The 17,216-nt window shown below is 71.6% G+C and carries 10 protein-coding genes and 2 pseudogenes; 2 read left to right on the top strand and 10 right to left on the bottom strand.

The genetic code is table 11. The features are described 5' to 3' along the window. Positions 1–98 precede the first annotated feature (98 nt). The 6 genes and pseudogenes from serA to ACWCRJ_RS34080 all read right to left on the bottom strand — a co-directional run bounded on the left by serA (position 99) and on the right by ACWCRJ_RS34080 (position 10,276). On the bottom strand, positions 99–1,688 hold the full coding sequence (gene serA, locus ACWCRJ_RS34105; protein ID WP_450942923.1) for a phosphoglycerate dehydrogenase: 1,590 nt from the start codon (positions 1,686–1,688) through the stop codon (positions 99–101). A 257-nt stretch (positions 1,689–1,945) separates the two neighbouring features. Beyond that, positions 1,946–2,947 (bottom strand): ketol-acid reductoisomerase, encoded by a 1,002-nt coding sequence (ilvC, locus tag ACWCRJ_RS34100; protein WP_045562452.1) that lies wholly within the window; start codon positions 2,945–2,947, stop codon positions 1,946–1,948. A 118-nt stretch (positions 2,948–3,065) separates the two neighbouring features. Continuing rightward, a complete protein-coding gene (gene ilvN, locus ACWCRJ_RS34095) occupies positions 3,066–3,593 on the bottom strand; it encodes an acetolactate synthase small subunit (RefSeq protein ID WP_005479969.1) in 528 nt (175 codons plus the stop codon). A 21-nt stretch (positions 3,594–3,614) separates the two neighbouring features. Beyond that, positions 3,615–5,477 (bottom strand): acetolactate synthase large subunit, encoded by a 1,863-nt coding sequence (locus ACWCRJ_RS34090; protein ID WP_450942922.1) that lies wholly within the window; start codon positions 5,475–5,477, stop codon positions 3,615–3,617. A gap of 246 nt (positions 5,478–5,723) precedes the next feature. Next, positions 5,724–8,883: pseudogene (locus ACWCRJ_RS34085) on the bottom strand (putative bifunctional diguanylate cyclase/phosphodiesterase). 391 nt (positions 8,884–9,274) lie between these two features. Continuing rightward, the gene (locus ACWCRJ_RS34080) at positions 9,275–10,276 is read right to left on the bottom strand and encodes a 2-hydroxyacid dehydrogenase (RefSeq protein ID WP_450942921.1); all 1,002 of its coding nucleotides are present in this window, start codon (positions 10,274–10,276) and stop codon (positions 9,275–9,277) included. A gap of 76 nt (positions 10,277–10,352) precedes the next feature. Between ACWCRJ_RS34080 and ACWCRJ_RS34075 the strand changes: the two genes are divergently transcribed. Together ACWCRJ_RS34075 and ACWCRJ_RS34070 are read left to right on the top strand one after the other, a co-directional pair. Beyond that, positions 10,353–11,351 (top strand): aldo/keto reductase, encoded by a 999-nt coding sequence (locus tag ACWCRJ_RS34075; protein ID WP_450942920.1) that lies wholly within the window; start codon positions 10,353–10,355, stop codon positions 11,349–11,351. A gap of 166 nt (positions 11,352–11,517) precedes the next feature. Continuing rightward, on the top strand, positions 11,518–12,666 hold the full coding sequence (locus ACWCRJ_RS34070) for a PQQ-dependent sugar dehydrogenase (protein WP_450942919.1): 1,149 nt from the start codon (positions 11,518–11,520) through the stop codon (positions 12,664–12,666). Positions 12,667–12,674: 8 nt separating this feature from the next. Here ACWCRJ_RS34070 and ACWCRJ_RS34065 read toward each other — a convergent pair whose 3' ends face one another. The 4 genes and pseudogenes from ACWCRJ_RS34065 to ACWCRJ_RS34050 all read right to left on the bottom strand — a co-directional run bounded on the left by ACWCRJ_RS34065 (position 12,675) and on the right by ACWCRJ_RS34050 (position 17,210). After that, on the bottom strand, positions 12,675–12,878 hold the full coding sequence (locus ACWCRJ_RS34065) for a DUF6191 domain-containing protein (RefSeq protein WP_450942918.1): 204 nt from the start codon (positions 12,876–12,878) through the stop codon (positions 12,675–12,677). A gap of 82 nt (positions 12,879–12,960) precedes the next feature. Further along, positions 12,961–16,051: pseudogene (locus tag ACWCRJ_RS34060) on the bottom strand (helix-turn-helix transcriptional regulator). A gap of 149 nt (positions 16,052–16,200) precedes the next feature. Continuing rightward, positions 16,201–16,416: a hypothetical protein gene (locus ACWCRJ_RS34055; RefSeq protein WP_450942917.1), complete on the bottom strand. Its 216-nt coding sequence runs from the start codon at positions 16,414–16,416 to the stop codon at positions 16,201–16,203. A 185-nt stretch (positions 16,417–16,601) separates the two neighbouring features. After that, positions 16,602–17,210, bottom strand: a complete 609-nt coding sequence (locus ACWCRJ_RS34050; protein WP_450942916.1) for a hypothetical protein — start codon at positions 17,208–17,210, stop codon at positions 16,602–16,604. Positions 17,211–17,216: the final 6 nt, after the last annotated feature.

Below are 17,216 nucleotides of genomic sequence, written 5' to 3'. Positions count from 1 at the left end.
GAGAAACCCCACGCGCCCGCACCCGACCACGCACCGAAAGGAGGCGGGGCCCGGGCCACCCCAGGTGACCGGACCCCGCCTCCCGGGCGGAACGAACCTCAGACCAGGTTGACCGACCGCGCCGACGTCGCGCCGATCTCCTCGGCGACCTCGGCGAGCACCACCGGGGGAACGGTGTCGTCCACCGTCAGCACCGCCAGCGCCTCCCCGCCCGCCGCGGACCGGGCGACCTGCATACCGGCGATGTTGATCCCGGCCTCGCCGAAGACGCGACCCACGGTGCCGACGACACCGGGCCGGTCGACGTAGCTGAGGACGACCATGTGGTCGGCCAGCGCGAGGTCCACGTCGTACTCACCGACCGCCACGATCTTCTGGTGGTGCTTCGGCCCGGCGAGCGTGCCGGACACCGACACCTCCTCACCGCTGCCGAGCGTGCCGCGCACGGTGACGACGTTGCGGTGGTCGGGCGACTCGGAGCTGGTGGTCAGCCGTACCTCGACGCCACGCTCCTGCGCGAACAGCGGAGCGTTGACGTACGACACCGTCTCGTCGACGACGTCCTCGAAGACACCCTTGAGCGCGGACAGCTCCAGCACCTTCACGTCGTGCTGGGTGATCTCGCCGTACACCTCGACGTCGAGGCGGACCGCGACCTCACCGGCCAGCGCGGTGAAGATCCGGCCGAGCTTCTCGGCCAGCGGAAGGCCCGGCTTGACGTCCTCGGCGATGACACCGCCCTGCACGTTCACCGCGTCCGGGACCAGCTCACCGGCGAGGGCGAGCCGCACGGACCGCGCCACCGCGATGCCGGCCTTCTCCTGCGCCTCGTCGGTGGAGGCACCGAGGTGCGGGGTGCAGACGACCTCGTCCAGCTCGAACAGCGGCGAGTCGGTGCAGGGCTCCTTGGCGTACACGTCGAGGCCCGCGCCGGCGACGCGGCCCTCCTTGAGCGCCGAGTACAGCGCGGCCTCGTCGACGATCCCGCCGCGCGCGGCGTTGACGATGCGCACCGAGGGCTTGACCTTCTGCAGCGCCTCGGCGCCGATCAGGCCGACCGTCTCGGGGGTCTTCGGCAGGTGGACGGTGATGAAGTCGGAGACCTCCAGCAGCTCGTCCAGCGACAGGACCTTGACACCCATCTGCGCGGCCCGCGCGGGCTGCACGTAGGGGTCGTAGGCGACGACCTTCATCCCGAAGGCGGACATGCGCTGGGCCACCAGGGCGCCGATGCGGCCGAGGCCGACGACGCCGAGGGTCTTCTCGGCCAGCTCCACGCCCGTGTACTTGCTGCGCTTCCACTCGCCGTTCTTCAGCGCCGTGTTCGCCTGCGGGATGTGGCGGGCGGTGGCGAGGAGCAGACCGCAGGCCAGCTCGGCGGCGGTCACGATGTTCGAGGTGGGGGCGTTGACGACCATCACGCCGGCCTTGGTGGCGGCGGAGACGTCCACGTTGTCCAGGCCGACGCCGGCGCGCGCGACGACCCTCAGCTTCTTCGCGGCGGCGATCGCCTCGGCGTCGACCTTGGTGGCCGAGCGGATCAGGATGGCGTCGACGTCGGCGATGGCCGGGAGCAGTTCGGCTCGGTCCGCTCCGTTGACGTTCCGGATCTCGAAGTCCGGGCCCAACGCGTCGACGGTGGCGGGCGACAGCTCTTCAGCGATCAGTACGACTGGTTTCGAGCTCACGTGAGTCCTCACAAGTCCAATGCTGCGGACGGCCGTCCCGACGGCCGCAGGCGGTGGAGGGGAGTGACAGCCGGGATTCCCCCGGTGTCGCTTGGCCGCGTGGAAGACGCACGACGCTGTGGGCCTGACGCGTATGTAGTGCAGCAGTGTAGTGGCGCCGGGGGCGTCGTCCCACGTCACCGCGGAAAGGTCACCCGGACGTGAGAGCGAGGCCGGTCACGGCGCCGGGTGAACCCCGCCGTGACCGGCCCCTCGGATCACGCCTCTTCGTCGTTGACCCAGCTCATGAGCTTGCGCAGCTCCTTGCCCGTGGTCTCCAGCAGGTGCTCGGAGTCCTGGGTCTTGTACTCGTTGTACTTCTTCAGACCGCCGTGGTACTCGTCCATCCACTGCTGGGCGAAGGTGCCGTCCTGGATCTCGGCGAGGACCTTCTTCATCTCGGCCTTGGTGGCGTCCGTGATGATCCGGGGGCCGGTGACGTAGTCGCCCCACTCGGCGGTCTCGGAGATCGACCAGCGCATCTTCTCCAGGCCGCCCTCGTACATGAGGTCGACGATCAGCTTCAGCTCGTGCAGGCACTCGAAGTACGCGATCTCGGGCTGGTAGCCGGCCTCGGTCAGCGTCTCGAAACCGGCCTTGACCAGGGCGGCCGTACCACCGCAGAGAACGGCCTGCTCACCGAACAGGTCGGTCTCGGTCTCCTCGGTGAAGGTCGTCTTGATGACACCCGCGCGGGTGCCACCGATGCCCTTGGCGTACGACAGCGCCAGCGCGAAGGCGTTGCCGGTCGCGTCCTGCTCGACGGCGGCGATACACGGAACGCCGCGGCCCTCCTCGTACTGGCGGCGGACGAGGTGGCCGGGGCCCTTGGGGGCGACCATGCAGACGTCGACGCCGGCCGGGGGCTTGATGAAGCCGAAGCGGATGTTCAGGCCGTGGCCGAAGAACAGCGCGTCGCCGTCGTTCAGGTTGTCCTTGATGTGGTCCTCGTAGACCTGGGCCTGGATCGGGTCCGGGACGAGGATCATGATGACGTCGGCCTCGGCGGCGGCCTCCGCCGGAGTCACCACGCGCAGGCCCTGCTCCTCGGCCTTCGCCTTGGACTTGGAGCCCTCGTGCAGACCGACGCGGACGTCCGCACCCGAGTCGCGCAGGGACAGCGCGTGGGCGTGGCCCTGGCTGCCGTAACCGATGACCGCGACCTTGCGGCCCTGGATGATGGACAGGTCGGCGTCGGCGTCGTAGAACAGCTCGGCCACTTTGGGTTCTCTCCTTGAGTGCAGGTGTTGCGTCCCACCGTATGACGGCGGGCGGGATGAAAGTCCGCGGGTCTCGGCATACGGGCGGCCGCGCGTCGTCGGCCGCCCGTGTCGCGTGTCAGGCCGAACGGTCCAGGGCGCGCAGCGAGCGGTCCGTGATCGAACGGGAGCCGCGGCCGATCGCGATCGTGCCGGACTGGACCAGTTCCTTGATGCCGAACGGCTCCAGCATCTTGAGCATGGCGGTCAGCTTGTCGCTGGACCCGGTGGCCTCGATGGTGACGGCCTCCGGGGAGACGTCGACGGTCTTGGCGCGGAACAGCTGGACGATCTCGACGATCTGCGAGCGCGTCTCGTTGTCGGCGCGCACCTTCACCAGAACGAGTTCCCGCTGAACGGCGGAGCCCGGTTCCAGCTCGACGATCTTCAGGACGTTGACGAGCTTGTTGAGCTGCTTCGTCACCTGCTCCAGGGGCAGTTCCTCGACCACCGTCACCACGATGGTGATGCGGGAGATCTCGGGGTGCTCGGTGACACCGACCGCGAGCGAGTCGATGTTGAAGCCGCGACGGGAGAACAGCGCGGCGATCCGGGCCAGGATGCCGGGGGTGTTCTCCACCAGGACGGAGAGCGTGTGCTTGGACATGTCTGGTTCGGTCTCTCTCGCTCAGTCGTCTTCGTTGTCGCCGAAGTCGGGGCGGACGTCCCGGGCGGCCATGATGGTGTCGTTCGAGGTGCCGGCGGCGACCATCGGCCACACCATCGCGTCCTCGTGCACGACGAAGTCGACGACGACCGGACGGTCGTTGATCGAGTTCGCCTCCTCGATGACCTTGTCGAGGTCGTCCGGGGACTCGCAGCGGATCGCGTAGCAGCCCATGGCCTCCGACAGCTTCACGAAGTCGGGGACGCGGGTGCCGCGGGCGTTGGGGTTGACGTCGTCCGGGCCGCTGTGCAGGACGGTGTTGGAGTAGCGCTGGTTGTAGAACAGGGTCTGCCACTGGCGGACCATCCCGAGGGCGCCGTTGTTGATGATGGCGACCTTGATCGGGATGTTGTTCAGGGCGCAGGTGGTGAGTTCCTGGTTGGTCATCTGGAAGCAGCCGTCGCCGTCGATCGCCCAGACGGTGTTGGCCGGGGCTCCGGCCTTGGCACCCATGGCTGCCGGGACCGCGTACCCCATCGTTCCGGCGCCGCCGGAGTTCAGCCAGGTGGCGGGCTTCTCGTACTGGATGAAGTGGGCGGCCCACATCTGGTGCTGGCCGACGCCCGCCGTGAAGATCGTGCCCTCGGGGGCGAGCTGTCCGATGCGCTCGATGACGTGCTGCGGGGAGAGCGAGCCGTCGCCCGGCTGGTCGTAGCCGAGCGGGTAGGTCTCGCGCCAGCGGTTGAGGTCCTTCCACCAGGCCGCGTAGCGGGGGCCCGCGGCCTGGTCCGGTCCGCTCTCGCTGTGCTCCTTCTGCACCGCCTGGATCAGGTCGGCGATGACCTCGCGGGCGTCACCCACGATCGGGACGTCGGCGGCGCGGTTCTTGCCGATCTCGGCCGGGTCGATGTCCGCGTGGACGATCTTCGCGAACGGCGCGAAGCTGTCCAGCTTGCCGGTGACCCGGTCGTCGAAGCGGGCGCCGAGGGCGACGATCAGGTCGGCCTTCTGCAGCGCGGTGACGGCGGCCACGGAGCCGTGCATCCCGGGCATGCCCAGGTGCTGCGGGTGGCTGTCGGGGAACGCGCCGAGCGCCATCAGGGTGGTCGTGACGGGCGCGCCGGTCAGCTCGGCCAGCACCTTCAGCTCGGCCGTCGCGTGCGCCTTGAGGACACCGCCGCCGACGTACAGGACGGGCCGGTTGGCGGCGGTGATCAGCTTGGCGGCCTCGCGGATCTGCTTGGCGTGCGGCTTGGTCACCGGGCGGTAGCCGGGCAGGTCCATGGTCGGCGGCCAGCTGAAGGTGGTCTTCGCCTGGAGGATGTCCTTGGGGATGTCGACCAGGACCGGGCCCGGGCGGCCGGTGGAGGCGATGTGGAACGCCTCCGCGATCGCCCGGGGGATGTCCTCCGCCTTGGTGACCAGGTAGCTGTGCTTGGTGATCGGCATGGTGATGCCGACGATGTCCGCCTCCTGGAAGGCGTCCGTACCGATCGCCTTCGACGCGACCTGCCCGGTGATCGCGACCAGCGGCACGGAGTCCATGTGCGCGTCCGCGATCGGGGTGACGAGGTTCGTGGCGCCCGGCCCGGACGTCGCCATGCACACCCCGACCTTGCCGGTGGCCTGCGCGTAACCGGTGGCCGCGTGCCCGGCGCCCTGCTCGTGGCGGACCAGCACGTGATGCACCCGCTTGGAGTCCATCAGGGGGTCGTACGCCGGCAGGATGGTGCCCCCGGGAATGCCGAACACCGTGTCGGCCCCGACCTCCTCGAGAGAGCGGATGAGGGACTGCGCACCCGTGACGTGCTCGACGGGGGTGGACGGTCCTCCGGATCGGGGCCGCGGCTGCGGATGGTGGGCCCCGGTGGCCTGCTCGGTCATCGGCATTCTCTTCTCGATGCTGAGGGTGTTTTGCGAGGTTCGTGCGGTGTGCGGCTAACGCCGACCGGTGCCCGTGCAACAAAAAACCCCTCCTTGCCACAGGGCAAGCGAGGGGAGCGCGTCGGGTACGGTCGCTGGGGATTCCGGATCGTCGTCCGGTGGGTCCCAGCTTCAGCCGACGCGCTTTCCAAGTACGAGGATTCGGGTGCGCATGGCAATGACCCTCTCTCCGGCGCGCACCGCGTGTCAAGCGGGTGGGACGGGAGTCTCAACATGTGAGCGACGGGCACGTCCGGCTCCGTGGTGGACAGCGGTGACACCACTTGTGTACACCCCCGCACCCGTCACTGCTCCTTCACCCCTGGGGCGCCAGGGTCGGTGCCGAGGCCACGACGCGGCCCTCCTGTTCTCTCGTGCCGCCCGCGAAGGCGGGTTCCGCCGGTCCGGAGGGCACCGGGAAGTGGCCGAGGGACAGGGCCCGGCGGAGGCGGTACTCGTCCAGCGGTCCGCAGAACGCGGCGCCCTGACCGTGGGTGCAGCCCATCGCGCGCAGGGCGAGAACCTGCTCGGGCAGGTCCACCCCGTCGGCGACGGACTGCAGCCCCAGGTCGTCGGCGATGCGCAGCAGCCCGCGAGTGATCTTCTGCAGCCGTGTGGATTCCACGATCCCCTCGACGAGGCCGCGGTCCAGCTTCAGTACGTCGACGGGGAGCCGGCGCAGGGCCGTGATGGCCGCGTGCCCACTGCCGAGGCCGTCCAGGGCGATTCTGACGCCGAGGCGGTGCAGCTGGTTCAGCCGGCGCTCCAGCTCGTCCGGCGGACCCTTCAGCTCGGTGTCGGACAGCTCGACGACCAGGGAGCCGGAGGGCAGCCCGTGGCGGGTGAGGAGCGTCTCCAGCGAGCCCGGGGGCAGTGAGCGGTCCAGCAGACGCCGGGCGCTCATCCGGACGGACACCGGGACGTTCAGCCCGCTGGTGAGGCGGTCGGCGGCTTGCTCGATCGCCTGTTCGAGCATCCACCGGCCCAGCTCGGCGGTCTTCTCGCTGTCCTCGGAGACCCGCAGGAACTCGGCGGGCGTGAACAGCACACCCTGGGACGAGCGCCAGCGGGCGGCGGTCGCGACCGACGAGATCCGGCCGGTCGCCAGCTCCACGACGGGCTGGTTGAGCAGCATGAACTCGCCGTCGTGCAGCGCGGCCCGCAGCCGGGTGGCCAGCTCGGCCCTGCGGACGACGTCCTGCTGCATCTGTGGCTTGTACAGCTCGACGCGGCCCTTGCCGGACGCCTTGGCCCGGTACATGGCCAGGTCGGCGTTGCGCAGCAGCTCGCCCGCGCCGAGGCCGGGCTCGGCGAAGGAGACGCCGATGGAGGCGGCGACCCGGACATCGTTGCCGTCGATGGTGTACGGCTGCGAGAGGGCGATCCGGAGCCGGTCCGCCAGCTCCACGATGTGCCGTTCCCGGGCGACGCGGTCGTGCGTGCCGTCCCCGACGATCAGGGCGGCGAACTCGTCACCGCCGAGGCGGGAGGCGGTGTCCCCCTGCCGCACGGCGTCCTGGAGTCTGCGGGCGGCCTGGACGAGCAGTTCGTCCCCGGCCTGGTGACCGATCGTGTCGTTGACGGCCTTGAAGCCGTCGAGGTCGATGAAGAGGACCGCCGTGTTGCGCAGGGCGGCACCGCGGTCGGAGGAGCGGCGGCCGGAGAGCGCCTGCTGGACGCGCTTGGTGAACAGGGCGCGGTTGGGCAGGTCGGTGAGCGGGTCGTGCTCGGCGTTGTGCTGCAGCTGGGCCTGCAGCCGCACGCGCTCGGTGACGTCCCGGCTGTTGAAGATGAGGCCGCCGTGGTGGCGGTTGACCGTGGACTCCACGTTCAGCCAGCCTCCCCCGACGCCGGCCTTGAAGCGGCATTCGATGCGGGTGGTGGGCTCCTCGGCGGGGCTGGCGGCGAGGAAGCGGCGCACCTCGTGGACGACGCAGCCGAGGTCCTCGGGGTGGATGATCGAGGCCAGCTCCTTGCCGACCAGGTCCTCCGCGGGGCGTCCGTAGACCCCGGCGGCGGCAGGGCTGACGTAGCGGAGGATGCCGTTCGGCGCGGCGATCATGATGACGTCGCTGGAGCCCTGCACCAGGGAGCGGAAGTGGTTCTCCTTCTGGGCCAGTTCCTGGGTGAGGGTGATGTTGTCGAGGAGCATGATGCCCTGGCGCACCACGAGGGCGAGCACGACGGTGCAGGCGGTGATGAGCACCACGCGGTCGACGCGGCGGCCGTTGAGGACGTTGTAGAGGATGCCCAGCGTGCAGACGGCGGCGGCCAGGTAGGGAGTGAGCGCGGCCAGGGATCCGGCGATGGGGCGGGTGGCCGGATACCGACCGTGGCCTCCGCCCTGGAGGAGCGCGTGCGCGTGCCCTCCCTGCGGGCTGTCGTGCCGGTGCCCCGGGTGGACCTCGTGGCGGTGAACCGCATGTACGTCGTGACGCAGGCCCGGGTGCACGTCGGGGCGCTGGCCCGGGATGTGTTCGTGCACCACGCCCGCGCGCCCGCCCTCGTCCCCCTGTCCGTGGCGCTGGCCGGCCCAGGGGGCGTAGGCGAGGAGCACGGAGCCCGCGAACCAGCCGGCGTCGAGGAGCTGGCCCGATTCGTAGCTGGTGTGCAGCAGGGGGGAGGTGAACAGGGCGTCGCACATCACGGTGAGCGCGAGGGCGCCGATCGCGGTGTTCACCGCGGAGCGATGCATCGACGAGCGGCGGAAGTGCAGCGCGAGCACCATGCTGACCAGGGCGATGTCGAGCAGCGGGTAGGCCAGCGAGAGCGCGGTGTGCGCGGTGTCGCTGTCGTCGAGCTGGGCGTTCTGCGCGAGCGCGAGGCTCCAGGAGAGGGTGACCAGGGAGCCGCCGATGAGCCAGGAGTCGAGCGCGAGGCAGATCCAGCCGGCCTTGGTCACCGGCCTCTTGGCCAGCACCAGCAGACCGACGATGGCGGGGGGCGCGAAGCAGAGGAAGAACAGGTCCGCGTAGCTCGGCTCGGGCACGGGCCGCTCCAGGACGACCTCGTACCATCCCCAGACGCCGTTGCCCAGGGCGGCCATGGCGGAGGAGAGGGCGAACAGCAGCCAGGCGGGCCGAAAGCGGCTGCGGCGGCTGCGCGCGTAGCGGAAGCAGGAGACGGCGGCCGCCGCGGCGGCGGCGCTGAGCCCGAAGTCGCCCATGACGAGGGCGACTTGCTCATTGCCCCAGCCGAACGCGGCGCCGACGGCGTAGGCCGCGCAGAGCAGGGCGAGGGCGATCTGGGCCCGCAGGCTCGCGCCACCGCGGTCGGGCGCCCGCCCGCCGGGCAGCGGACCGGGCAGCGGCTTGGCCGTCCGCGGCGCGGGGCTCAGCGTGGTGGCGGAGGACTGGCGGGGGCTCACGGGGTCTCCCCGGAGAGCGCCACTCCCCTGCCCCGCTGGTCCCGGCGTGCGGGGTGGGTGTGCTTTCTGCGGCTGCCGTGCCCGCGGTGATGACCTTGACCGCTGTGGCCGCCGTGGCTCCCGTGCGGGTGCCTCCGCGTCGCAGCTCGCCAGGGCCGTCGTCGGCGGCTCCGCCGCGTCGGATCGTTCGTCCATAGGCCGTGCATCGCCCGTCGCCCCCCTCGCTGTCTCAAGTTCGTCCCCGGCGCCGAACGGTGCGCGGCGCAGCCCCTGTCGGGACGATACACCAGTCTCGTCACTCAGGGACATAGTTCCTCTACGCTCAGTGACCGTCTCTGGCAACACGAGCACGGTCCGCTTCCGAAGGAACGCGGAGGGTGCCCGAAGTGGACTACACGACGTCCGTCCCGCCCGTCGTAAAGACCACGTTGCGCAGGGGCTCCCGGTTCACGAATCGTCCCAACTGGTCCACCAGCAACCTTTTGGCACGCGGCAGGAAGGCCGACGTGGGGCCGCCGACGTGCGGACTGATGAGCACCCCGGGCGCGCGCCAGAGCGGGTGCCCGGGCGGCAGCGGCTCGGGGTCGGTGACGTCGAGGGCCGCGGTGATGCGCCCGGCGTCCAGTTCCGCGAGCAGCGCCTTGGTGTCGACGACGCCTCCGCGGGCAACATTCACCAAGAGGGCCCCGTCCTTCATCCGGGCCAGGAAGTCGGCGTTGACCAGCTTTCTCGTCTGTTCCGTGAGGGGAGTGGACAGGATCACGACATCCGCCGTCGGCAGCAGGGAGGGCAGGTCGGTGAACGAGTGCACCGGTCCGCGCGCCGTGGTGCGCTCAGAGCGCGCGACGCGCGCCACCCGCGCCACCTCGAAGGGCACGAGCCGGTCCTCGATGGCGGCGCCGATCGCGCCGTAACCGACGATCAGGACGGACCTGTCGGCGAGCGCGGGACGGAAGTCGCCCTGCCAGCGCTCCTGTTGCTGGTCACGGACGAAGTCGGGGACGCCGCGCAGCGAGGCGAGGGTCAGGGTGAGCGCGAGTTCGGCCGTACTGGCCTCGTGCACCCCGCGCGCGTTGCAGAGCTGGACCCCGGGCGGGAGCACGGACATCCGGGCCAGGACGTCGTCGACGCCCGCCGTGAGCGTCTGGACGACCCGCAGATTACGCATGGACTCCAGCGGGTTCACGGTCCTCGGACGGCGCTTCATGTAGGGCACCACGTACAGGACGCAGTCCGCGGGGTCGCCCGGGAACGGCTCCGTGCCGTCGTCGCCCCCGTCCCAGAAGAGGTAGCGGGGACCCTTGGGGAGCCCCTCGATCTCGTCCGGCGGGATGGAGAGCCACACCTCGCCGGTCACGCCCGCGGTCGGGTCGCCAGTCGCGTCAGCAGTCATGCTCCGGAGGCTATGTCAGGTACCCGGTACGGCAGAGGTTAGGTTGGGGGTTCGGGAGAGGGAGGGTCACGACCAGGTGGAGCGCAGGACGATCGGCGCGGCGACGCTCGAGGTGGGGGCCGTAGGACTCGGGTGCATGCCGATGAGCTGGGCGTACACCGGGTCGCGGCAACGGGGCGACGAGTCGATGCGGACGGTGCACCGGGCGCTCGACCTCGGCACCACGCTCCTGGACACCGCCGACATGTACGGCCCCTTCACCAACGAGCTGCTGGTGGGCCGGGTGCTGAAGGAACGCCGTGCGGAGGCGTTCGTCTCCACCAAGGTGGGCCTGCTGGTGGGTGAGCAGCACATCGTGGCCAACGGACGCCCCGGCTATGTGAGACGTGCCTGCGACGCCTCGTTGCGCCGGCTCCAGACCGACGTCATCGATCTCTACCAGCTCCACCGGGCGGACCCCGAGGTCCCCGTGGAGGAGACATGGGGTGCGATGGCGGATCTCGTGCAGGCCGGGAAGGTCAGGGCGTTGGGTCTGTGCGCGGTGGGTGCGCGGGCGGGGCGCGGGCCGGGCGCGGGTGTGTACGACACCACGCTCCGCCAGCTCCGGCGGGTCCAGCAGGTCTTCCCGGTGAGCGCCGTGCAGGCGGAGCTGTCGGTCTGGTCGCGGGAGGCGCTGGAGTCCCTTCTTCCGTGGTGCGTGGCCCGTGGCATCGGCTTCCTCGCCGCCATGCCCCTGGGGAACGGTTTCCTCACGGGCACCCTGACGCCCGGCGGGGGCTTCGAGCGCGACGACCTCCGCGCCCGTCATCCCCGTTTCACCGCGGACATGATGGCCGCGAACCAGCCGCTGGTCGTCGGCCTGCGCCGCGTCGCGGCCCGCCACGGGGCGGAGGTGACCCCGGCCCAGGTCGCCCTCGCCTGGATCCTGTCCCTCGGCCCGCACGTGGTGCCGGTGCCGGGCACCAAGCGGGCCCGGTGGGCCGCGGAGAACGCGGCCGCCCACGCCCTGCGCCTCACGGCCGCGGATCTGGCGGAGGTGGCGGCCCTTCCGCCCGCCCGGGGATCCTGGGACTGAGGGGATGCGGCGGCCGGTGCGCCGGGCGGTGCACCGCGGTGCGTGGTGTGGCGCGGCGTGCGAAATATCTGCTTGATCGGGCGGAGGCGGAACCTGTGGGGCACTCGCGGTGTAAGACAGGTAGAGGCTCCACGCCGAAGGGATCGTGATGGTGCAACGTCGAGTGATGACGGCCGCGTTGGCCGCAGCCGTGCTCCTGGTGACGACCGGCTGCTCCTCCGACGACGGAGAGAAGAAGGACACGGCCGGCAGCTCACCCCCGAGCAGCACCGGTGCCCAGTCGCCTCCGCCCGAGCGGGCGGCGGACACGGCACCCCCCGCCAAGGGCTCGGTGACGGTGGTGCGCACCGTCACCGAGGACCTCGACACCCCCTGGGGCCTCGCGCCCCTGCCCGAGGGCGGGCTCCTCGTGTCCTCCCGTGACGAGGCCACGATCAGCAGGATCGACGAGGAGTCGGGCGAGAAGACCGTGCTCGGGGAGGTCCCCGGCGTGGCGCCGGCCGGGGAGGGCGGCCTCATGGGCCTCGCGGTCTCCCCGGAGTACGCCTCGGACCACATGATCTACGCGTACTTCACCTCGGAGTCCGACAACAGGATCGTGCGGATGCTGTACGACCCCGAGAAGCCGGCGGGCGAGCAGCTCGGCGCCCCCGACACCATCCTCCGCGGCATCCCCAAGGGCACGAACCACAACGGCGGCCGTCTCGCCTTCGGCCCCGACCAGATGCTGTACGCGAGCACCGGCGAGCGGTACGAGGGCCCCCTGGCCCAGGACAAGGACTCCCTCGGCGGCAAGATCCTCCGCATGACCCCGGAGGGCGGGCCGGCCCCGGGCAACCCCTTCGACGACTCCGTCGTGTACTCGTACGGCCACCGCAACGTCCAGGGCCTGGCGTGGGACGCCAAGCAGCGCCTGTGGGCCTCGGAGTTCGGTCAGAACACCTGGGACGAGCTGAACCAGATCAAGCCCGGCGGGAACTACGGCTGGCCGGAGGTGGAGGGCGAGGGCGGCAAGTCCGGTTACGTCGACCCGGTGGCCGTGTGGCGTACGGACGAGGCCTCCCCGAGCGGTATCGCCATAGCGGAGGGCTCGGTCTGGATGGCGGGGCTGAAGGGCCAGCGGCTGTGGCGCGTCCCCCTCGACGGCACGAAGACGGCCGCCGCCCCCCAGGCGTTCCTGGAGGGCGACCACGGCCGCCTCCGCACGGTCGTCTCCGCCGGCGGCGACAGGCTGTGGCTGGTGACCAGCGAGACGGACGGCCGGGGCTCCCCGGAGGACGGCGACGACAAGATCCTGGAGCTGGAGGTGAAGTGACCCGCCGCCTACGCCTCTGCCTCCCGGTCCGCCCCGGCCTCCTCCTCGACCGGCTCGGGCTGCCGTACGACGACCTTCCCGGACGCGAGGTCTATCGGTCCGCGTCCGGGGTCGTTGTCCCCGACGTCCTCGCGGGTCAGTGCCAGCCGGTTCTGCTCGTCACGCGTGTGCTTGCGGCCAGGTGCGAAGAGTTCCTCGAAGGCGTTGAACACGGTGCTCCCTCCCCCGGGGGCCGCGAGGCGGCGGGCGGTCGGTCCCTGTCGAACAGCGGAGCCTCGGCGGTCCTCTCTTCCATCATCCCGCTGCCAGCCGTTCCCCGGACCCCGCCGGGGACAACCCCACTCGATGGGCCACCGCCGCCGCCTCGCCACGGCCCGAGACGCCCAGCTTGGCGAGGATGTTGGAGACGTGGACGCTGGCCGTCTTCGGGGAGATGAAGAGTTCCTCGGCGATCTGGCGGTTGGTGCGGCCGACGGCCACCAGGCACAGGACGTCGTGTTCACGGCCGGTGAGGCCGAGCGCGGCGACGGGGTCGGCGGGGGCGAGAGCCGGTTCGGGGGCGCGGCTCAGGGTGAGGCGGGCGCGGCGGGCGAGGAGGGCGACCTCGTCGGCGAGCGGGCGGGCGCCGAGGTGGTCGGCGACGGCGGCGGCCAGCCGCAGCAGCTCCGTCGCGCGGAGCCGGGCCTCGTCGTCCGTGCCGTGGGCCAGCAGCGCCTCGGCGAGCCGGTGCCGGACGCGGGCTAGGTCGTAGGGCCGCTCCAGGGGCTCGAAGGCGGTGACGACGTCGGACCAGGTGTCGGGGTCCGTCAGGCCCTCGGCGCGCTGCAGTTCGGCGCGGACCCAGTGGTCGTGGGCGTGCCAGATCGGTGCGCCGGTGGTGAGCTTCCTGACCACGGTGAGGATCCGGTCGAGTGCCTCGGCGCGGCCGGGTCCGGCGGCCGGCAGGGCACGGGCATCGGCCTCGGCGGTGGCGGCGGTGAGCAGCAGGGGCCAGGCGTAGCGCTGGGTGCCGACGGGGAAGCCGGTGTCGAGGACGCGGGCCAGTTCGGCGCGGGCGTCCGGGAGGCGGCCCTCGGCGACGGCGATGCCGAGGGTGAGGCAGGAGAGCGGCAGGTTGTTCTGGGGCATGGGGTTGTGGGTGCCGAAGTAGGTGTGGGCGGCGGCCAGTTGGCGCCGTGCGTCGGCGGTGTCGCCGCGGGCGAGGGCGAGGGCGGCGAGGGAGAGGGAACTGCCGCCGCGGCTCTTGGTGCTGTTCCCGGCGCATCCGGCCTGCACGGCGGCTTCCGTGGCCTCGTCCCACTGGCCGAGGGAGAACAGCGATTCGGAGAGGTTGCCCCAGATCCATGCCTCGGAGTCCCGCAGGCCCATGCGCCGGGTGACGTCGAGTCCGGAGCGCAGCAGGTGCGCGGCCTCCTGTGAGCGGCCGACGCCTTCCAGACAGGACGGGAGGTTCACATGGGCGCGGCCCACGACGGCGGCGGGGCCGCGTTCGAGCGAGCGCTGGAGGACGGCCTTCATCTCGTCGATGCCGGTCTCGACGTGACCGGCGTCGGCCATCAGGCCGCCGAGGGTGAGGCGGGCGTTGAGTTCGATGTCTTCGGCGCCGACCATGCGGGCGTACTCGACAGCGCGCTGGGCGTCGGAGAGCGCCTCGGGTCCCGGGGCGTGGAGCATGGACCAGCAGGCGACCCGGGAGAGGACCTCGGCGTGCACCTCGGACGGGGGCTGGCCGCGGACCAGTTCCTGGGCGGTGGCCAGTTCCTTCCAGCCGTCGCCCCTGGCCAGGCCCTCGGTCAGCATGGAGCGCTGCACCCAGAACCAGGCGGCGCGCAGGGGGTTGTCCGTGTCCGCCAGCCGGTCGAGTGCCCGTCGGGTGATCCTCAGGGCACGCTCGCGCTCTCCGCACAGCCGTCCGGCGACGGCGGCCTCGGCCATCAGGTCGAGGTAGCGCAGGGGGTGGGTGCCCGGGGCGCAGCCGCAGGGCGGGTAGACCTCGGTGTGGTCGACGGGGCGCAGTGTGGCCCGTACGGTGTCGGGGGCGGCATCCCACAGCTCCATCGCCCGTTCCAGCAGGCGCAGTTGCTCGGCGTGGGCGTGTCGGGAGCGGGCCTCGGCCGCGGCGTCGAGTACGGCGGGCAGGGCCTTGGCGGCGTCGTGGGCGTGGTACCAGTAGCTGGCCAGGCGGGTGGCGCGGCCGTCGGCGGGGACGAGCGCGGGGTCGGCTTCCAGGGCCTCGGCGTAGTGGCGGTTGAGGCGGGAGCGTTCGCCGGGCAGCAGGTCGTCGCTGACGGCCTCGCGGACCAGGGAGTGCCGGAAGCGGTAGCCGTCGTCGCCGGGGGCGGCGAGCAGGATGTTGGCGCCGACGGCGGCCCGCAGGGCTTCGATGAGTTCGTCCTCGGGGAGCCGGGCGACGGCCGCGAGCAGGGCGTACTCCACGGTGGAGCCGCCCTCGGCCACGATGCGGACGATCCGCTGCGCGTCCTCGGGGAGGCGTTCGACGCGGACGAGGAGCAGGTCGCGCAGGGTGTCGGTGAGGCCGGGGCAGCCGCCGTCATGGGCGGCCACGGCGAGTTCCTCGACGAAGAAGGCGTTGCCGTCGGAGCGTTCGAAGATCTCGTCGGCGCGGTCCGGGTCGGGTTCGGCGGCGAGGATGCCGGCGAGCTGGTGGCCGACCTCGGCGCGGTTGAAGCGGGGCAGTTCGATGCGGCGAACCGTGCGGAGGCGGTCGAGTTCGGCGAGGAGCGGGCGCAGCGGGTGGCGTCGGTGGATGTCGTCCGAGCGATAGGTGGCGAGGACGACGAGGCGGCCGGTGCGCAGGGTGCGCAGGAGGTAGGAGAGGAGGTGCCGGGTGGAGGCGTCGGCCCAGTGCAGGTCCTCCAGGACGAGCACGATCGTGCGGTCGGCGGCGAGTCGTTCCAGGAGGCGGGCGGTGAGTTCGAAGAGGCGGGCGGTGCCTTCCTCGTCGTGCCGTGTGCGCGAGGTCTCGCCCAACTCGGGCAGCAGCCGGGCCAGTTCCTGCTCCTGTCCGGCGGCCGCGGCGGCGAGTTCGTCGGGCAGCCGGCGGCGCAGGGCGCGCAGCGCGGTGGAGAAGGGCGCGAAGGGCAGACCGTCGGCGCCGATCTCGACGCAGCCGCCGGGCGCGACGACCGCGCCCCCGCGCGCGGCCTCGGCGGCGAACTCCTCGACCAGGCGGGTCTTGCCCACCCCGGCCTCACCGCCGAGCAGCAGGGCTTGCGGCCCGCCCCCCTCGCCCCCGTCTCCCCCGCTCACCGCCGCGCGCGGCGCCTTCCCCGGCGCGGGTCAATGCCTCGCGCAACACCTCCAGTTCGTCGGCGCGACCGACGAACACGGGACTGACGGACCTGGTCTCCACATCGCCGAGCATCGCACGACCCTCGGACCCTCCGGCACCGATTATCCGCAGGGTCCCGAGAGCCGGACGGCGGTCGTCCGCCGCCCGTCCGGCTTCCGGGCTCCCGCGCCCGGTGGCAGCGCCCCCGTCGGCGTGCCCGCCCTCGCGGCGCTGCTGCCCGCTCACGCGGCGCGCGGGAAGCGGAGCCGGCGTATCCGTTCTCCGAGTACCGGCCGTTCGGCGTCCGTGTCCCCCTCCCCGGAGGCGGACCTCGCCGCCGTCCTGGAGTCGTGTGCGGCCTCGCGGCGGGCACGGCGGGCCTCGCGTACCTGGCGGTAGTGCTCCGCCTCGCGGATCATCTCCGCGGACCGGATCTGCTGGAGTTCGTACTCGAACATCTCGTACCCCTGGTGAAGAGTCGGTGTGCGCTCGCTTGCTGCGATGCCTCAACCTTCGTCTCCCAGGCAGGGTGGCCACATCGGGAGAGTTCCGCATCTTGAACGCGCGAGGGGCCTTAGGTCCGTCGTAGGGATCCCTACGACGGACCTAAGGCCCCTCAGAAGCCGTCCTGGCGTGGCGGGCGTCAGGTGCTCGGCAGCGCCAGCAGCAGGTCGGAGTACTTCAGGGCGGCGAGCACCAGCCCGATGACGCCGACCGAGACACCGGCCCAGGCCACCGACTTGATCCACGGTGCCTGTACCTGGTCGGGGTCACCGAACGCGGGCCGCACCAGCACGACCACGCCGACGAGCAGCCCGAACAGCGCGAAGACACCGCCCCACAGCGCGGAGGCCTGCCAGGCGTCGCCGTAGACCGCCTGGAGCTGCGTGGCGACGTCGGCGTTCGTCGCGGCCTGCATCTCCAGCTGGCCCGCGATCCCCTCGCGCGCGGAGGCGACCGTGCCGACCCAGCCGCCGGTCAGCGACACCAGGCCCAGCACCACGGACACGATGCCGGCGGCACCCTGTCCCACACCCTGCGTCCTGGCGACGGCCGGCGGGAACTCGTCCTCGAACTCCGCGGCCTCGTCGGAACCGTCGGCCCCGACCGTGTCGCCGTTGTCCGTCGCGGCCGTGTGGTCCGCCTGCTTCGCCGCGTCGTCCTTGATGACGTCGGCCTTCACCGACTCCTCGTCGTTCCTGGCCTCGGCGCCCGTGTCGGCACCGGTCTCGTCAGCTGTTGTGGTTCCCATACCTCG

Source organism: Streptomyces sp. NPDC002324 (assembly GCF_053593335.1).
This window is presented reverse-complemented; position numbering and strand designations above follow the sequence as displayed.

Bases quoted from the DNA above. Each gene is read 5' to 3' on its own strand.
- ilvN (WP_005479969.1), bottom strand. From the start codon at position 3,593: ATGTCCAAGCACACGCTCTCCGTCCTGGTGGAGAACACCCCCGGCATC.
- ACWCRJ_RS34090 (WP_450942922.1), bottom strand. From the start codon at position 5,477: ATGACCGAGCAGGCCACCGGGGCCCACCATCCGCAGCCGCGGCCCCGA.
- ACWCRJ_RS34080 (WP_450942921.1), bottom strand. From the start codon at position 10,276: ATGACTGCTGACGCGACTGGCGACCCGACCGCGGGCGTGACCGGCGAG.
- ACWCRJ_RS34070 (WP_450942919.1), top strand. From the start codon at position 11,518: ATGACGGCCGCGTTGGCCGCAGCCGTGCTCCTGGTGACGACCGGCTGC.
- ACWCRJ_RS34055 (WP_450942917.1), bottom strand. From the start codon at position 16,416: ATGTTCGAGTACGAACTCCAGCAGATCCGGTCCGCGGAGATGATCCGC.
- ACWCRJ_RS34050 (WP_450942916.1), bottom strand. From the start codon at position 17,210: ATGGGAACCACAACAGCTGACGAGACCGGTGCCGACACGGGCGCCGAG.